This window comes from Clostridium sp. (assembly GCF_051656525.1).
Lineage (GTDB): Bacteria > Bacillota > Clostridia > Clostridiales > Clostridiaceae > Clostridium.
This window is the reverse complement of the sequence record NZ_JBOGCC010000331.1, coordinates 1-3,304: the sequence shown is the minus strand read 5'-3', so window position 1 is coordinate 3,304 and position 3,304 is coordinate 1. Positions and strand designations below refer to the sequence as shown.

General features: G+C 31.6%; 3 protein-coding genes and 1 pseudogene. All 4 read right to left on the bottom strand.

Annotation, left to right across the window (positions count from 1 at the left end; translation table 11 throughout):
• Nucleotides 1-78 precede the first annotated feature (78 nt).
• Nucleotides 79-169 (bottom strand): annotated as a pseudogene (locus tag ACRDDY_RS16465).
• Between the two features lie 90 nt (nucleotides 170-259).
• Nucleotides 260-562 carry an HU family DNA-binding protein gene (locus ACRDDY_RS16460; protein WP_438566024.1) on the bottom strand — a complete coding sequence of 101 codons (303 nt, stop codon included), beginning with the start codon at nucleotides 560-562 and terminating at the stop codon, nucleotides 260-262.
• 191 nt (nucleotides 563-753) lie between these two features.
• Nucleotides 754-2,034, bottom strand: coding sequence for a hypothetical protein (locus ACRDDY_RS16455; RefSeq protein WP_438566023.1), 1,281 nt, complete (start codon nucleotides 2,032-2,034; stop codon nucleotides 754-756).
• On the bottom strand, nucleotides 2,034-3,011 hold the full coding sequence (locus ACRDDY_RS16450) for a hypothetical protein (protein ID WP_438566022.1): 978 nt from the start codon (nucleotides 3,009-3,011) through the stop codon (nucleotides 2,034-2,036). The genes ACRDDY_RS16455 and ACRDDY_RS16450 overlap by 1 nt, the downstream gene beginning before the upstream one ends.
• Nucleotides 3,012-3,304 lie beyond the last annotated feature (293 nt).

Here is a 3,304-nt window from a genome sequence, read left to right as displayed (position 1 = left end):
AATCTCACACAATTTATTAACCTCTTGGTGCGAGTTCAAGAAGGATTTTGTCTACGAGATATCTACTCATAAATTTACTGGGAGCTGAGGCAAGATTCGAACTTGCAATCTCTCACTAATGTATGTATTCTTCTTTTTTTAAGCGCTCTACCACTTGAGCCACTCAGCTCATATTAAAGAGAGGAAGCCACCCTCTCACAATACCACTCAGAGTCATTTAAAACGCCCCTAAGCGTGCTGGCTTAGTCAACTTGATATATTATACCTCTTTAGTTAACTTGTCCTTCTTAGACTTCATATACTTCGCCACAGGCACTATCTTATCAGGAGACGTATAAGCCTCACCTTTTCTATTCCCTAAGTGTATAGTTCCCTCTCTACCTTTTTGTTCCTTAGTAGATAACTTAACTCCAAATAGAACAACTGAATCTCCTTTTAATATAGCGTTATCAACAACTTCCTCTAAAGAATCTAAAAATTCTCTAGTAGTCTTTTGATTTGCAGCTATATTCTTGGCATTCATTATTTTAGTAACTCTTTGTACAACTTCTTGTGTTTTCATTTTCTCAATCTCTCCTATATTGTGTTTTAAAATTTTAATAAAAAATAAGAGTGAGATAGTACTCACTCATTGTATAAACCTAATTGGTATAATTATACTTGCTCACTCTTAACTTACAGGTGTTATTTAATATTAATTTTTTTTCAACCCCCGTATAATACATTGTCCTTATTTTCGGTAAACCGGACATTTTACCAAAAATTTTTTATTTTGTCAACAATTCCACCTATTCTTCTTCTTACTGTACGCTCATTTATTCCTAATTCACTAGCTATTTGCTCTTGTGTAATCCTATGTCTAATTCCTTCTATTATATAAAGATCTTTATCATCCAATTTCCCACAATCTCTAAGTTCTTTTATTGCTTTAGTTATATCATATGCAATAATACTCATATCATTCTCATAGCTTATGTCTTCACCTTGCATATACAATATCGCTTCTATATGCTTTAGATTCGTGTAGTCTACATGATCTAATATATTTCTATTTGCACTTATCTTTCCTGCATCTATACATACTCTATTATTATAAGCAAGCTTACAATCTATCATATATCCCTTTGTGTCACCAAGCGTATTTACAACATGTTTTACTCCAACACCACAGTTTTTTGTTCTTTTTTTATACAAGTGCTTATATTCTATTGCTTTTATTTCCATATTATTGATGCCCATTTTTTCAAGCTGTCTATTGCATGGAATTGTCCTATTTATAAAATCATATTTATATATTTCAATCGCTTTAATGACATCATCGCCATCTCTTTTAAGATAAAGCGCTCCTCCACCTTCTCTTATCATCTTATTTTGCCTTTTCAATTCTTCTAAATTAGGTTTGGCATCTAGTAAGAATTTAACTTTTTGCAATTCCAATCGCCTTAAATTATTCCATTTTTCTTCGGTCATCAACCTGCCACAAGAAAAGTCATCAAACGAGCCATCATGATATCCATATATATTTTTCATGTCCTCTGATACTTTTAACTTAATTCTATCTATATACTTTGGATACAATACATCCTTATAATAGTTATAATCCTTGCTAAATATCTTTCTAGGTGAATAATCACTGCTTGTAATATCATCTGGAGGAGCTAATCTATAGTTCTTGTCATTTTTTATACAGTCTCCTGAGTAATCCTCGAACATTGAAACTTCTTTAGGTCTACTATATCTATTTTTATTCTCACTCTTTGTTATCAAGTATGTTCCCATACTCTCGAGTGCCTGGGCTACATTTGTATCTGTCCATAACGCATCTTCTTTATTTAATGCGGTTTTACAAATGCCCATATCCCACACTTCCACCCAGAAACCATCTTTTGAGCCTATATGGTCTAAATTTAATATGCCCTCTACTATTTTTTTTCTTTGTTCGAAATCATCAACCTCATATTTAACTTTGCCCAAGTAGTCCGTAATTGTCTTACCATCTACCTCTCCTCTGAAAAGTCCATTCGCAACAGCCATTATTTATCACCCCTATCTAATAGTGGGAGCAAGCCATTTTCAATCCTTTGTTGAAGTAACTTCACATCATGCTCCCTATAATCTAACTCTACATATATTCCATTTTTATTTGCATATGATTTTTTAATATTATCTCTATATTCAATTTTTTTAAAACTTTCTTCTCCTCCAAAATAGTTAACAGGTTCATAATGTTGTTTACCATTTACTTCTACATATAGTACACAACCTCTATTTGGTATTACAAAGTCGTATGGTAGCGGTCTACCAGTAGTAGGACTTTTACACCCATCACTGTCTTGTTTTGTATATTCTATATCTAGTTTTTTAAGTATTGTTTCAACAACCTTCTCTCCCTTTGACCATTTTTTATGACATTTTGGACATCCCGAACCTCTGTATACTTCCACTCCTTCTTTTATGAATTGTCCTCCACATTCATTACATTTAAATACCATATTTTCCTTTGCTGCAATATATTGACCCGATCTAGTTATAGTATCTCCCCAAATGTCATATACCCTTTCATCAAACACACTTCTTAACATTGTAGATGTATGTATATTGTCCTTACCTGGTTTGCAGTCTAATTCTACATAGTTTCTAAGGTCTATTTCATATTGGCCATTTTCAACATAATTTACCATTTCTTCGTTAGAATATGGATCTCTCCAATTATAAAATCTAAATATTTTTGCAACTTTTTGTGGACTAAATCTGAAGTTGTGTGTAACTTCTTCTCTCCTATTACTATTTAACTCTATCTTAGAGTAATCTATATCATCAAGCCAGTTATCAGAGTATATATTTCTCTCACTTAACTCATAATCTAAATCCAACTCGTAAAAATCACCATAGTCACCTTCAAACGCATTTTCATAACTTATATCTAACTCTGAGTTTTCTTCATTGATATCCTTGTACCATTCAAATACTTCTATTAATTTTTCATTTAATCCATAAACATCATTTTTCATCTTCTCCTGTTATTAATCCTTTCATAGTTTTCACCACCTTTGCTAGTAGTTTATACTAAGATTATATCACAATATTAATTATTTGTCAACATAAATCGCTATATTTCAACATTTTTATACTCTACAGCGTGAAATTCATTACATGTGGGTGATTATGTAAGGTAGTAATCTTTTTAAAGATATAGTTAAAATGTAAAATAATTATTGACTATATTCGACAAACTATGGTATAATAAACATATCAAAACGAAAGGAGAGAATAATATGAATATACTTCAAGAAGCAAGAACAAG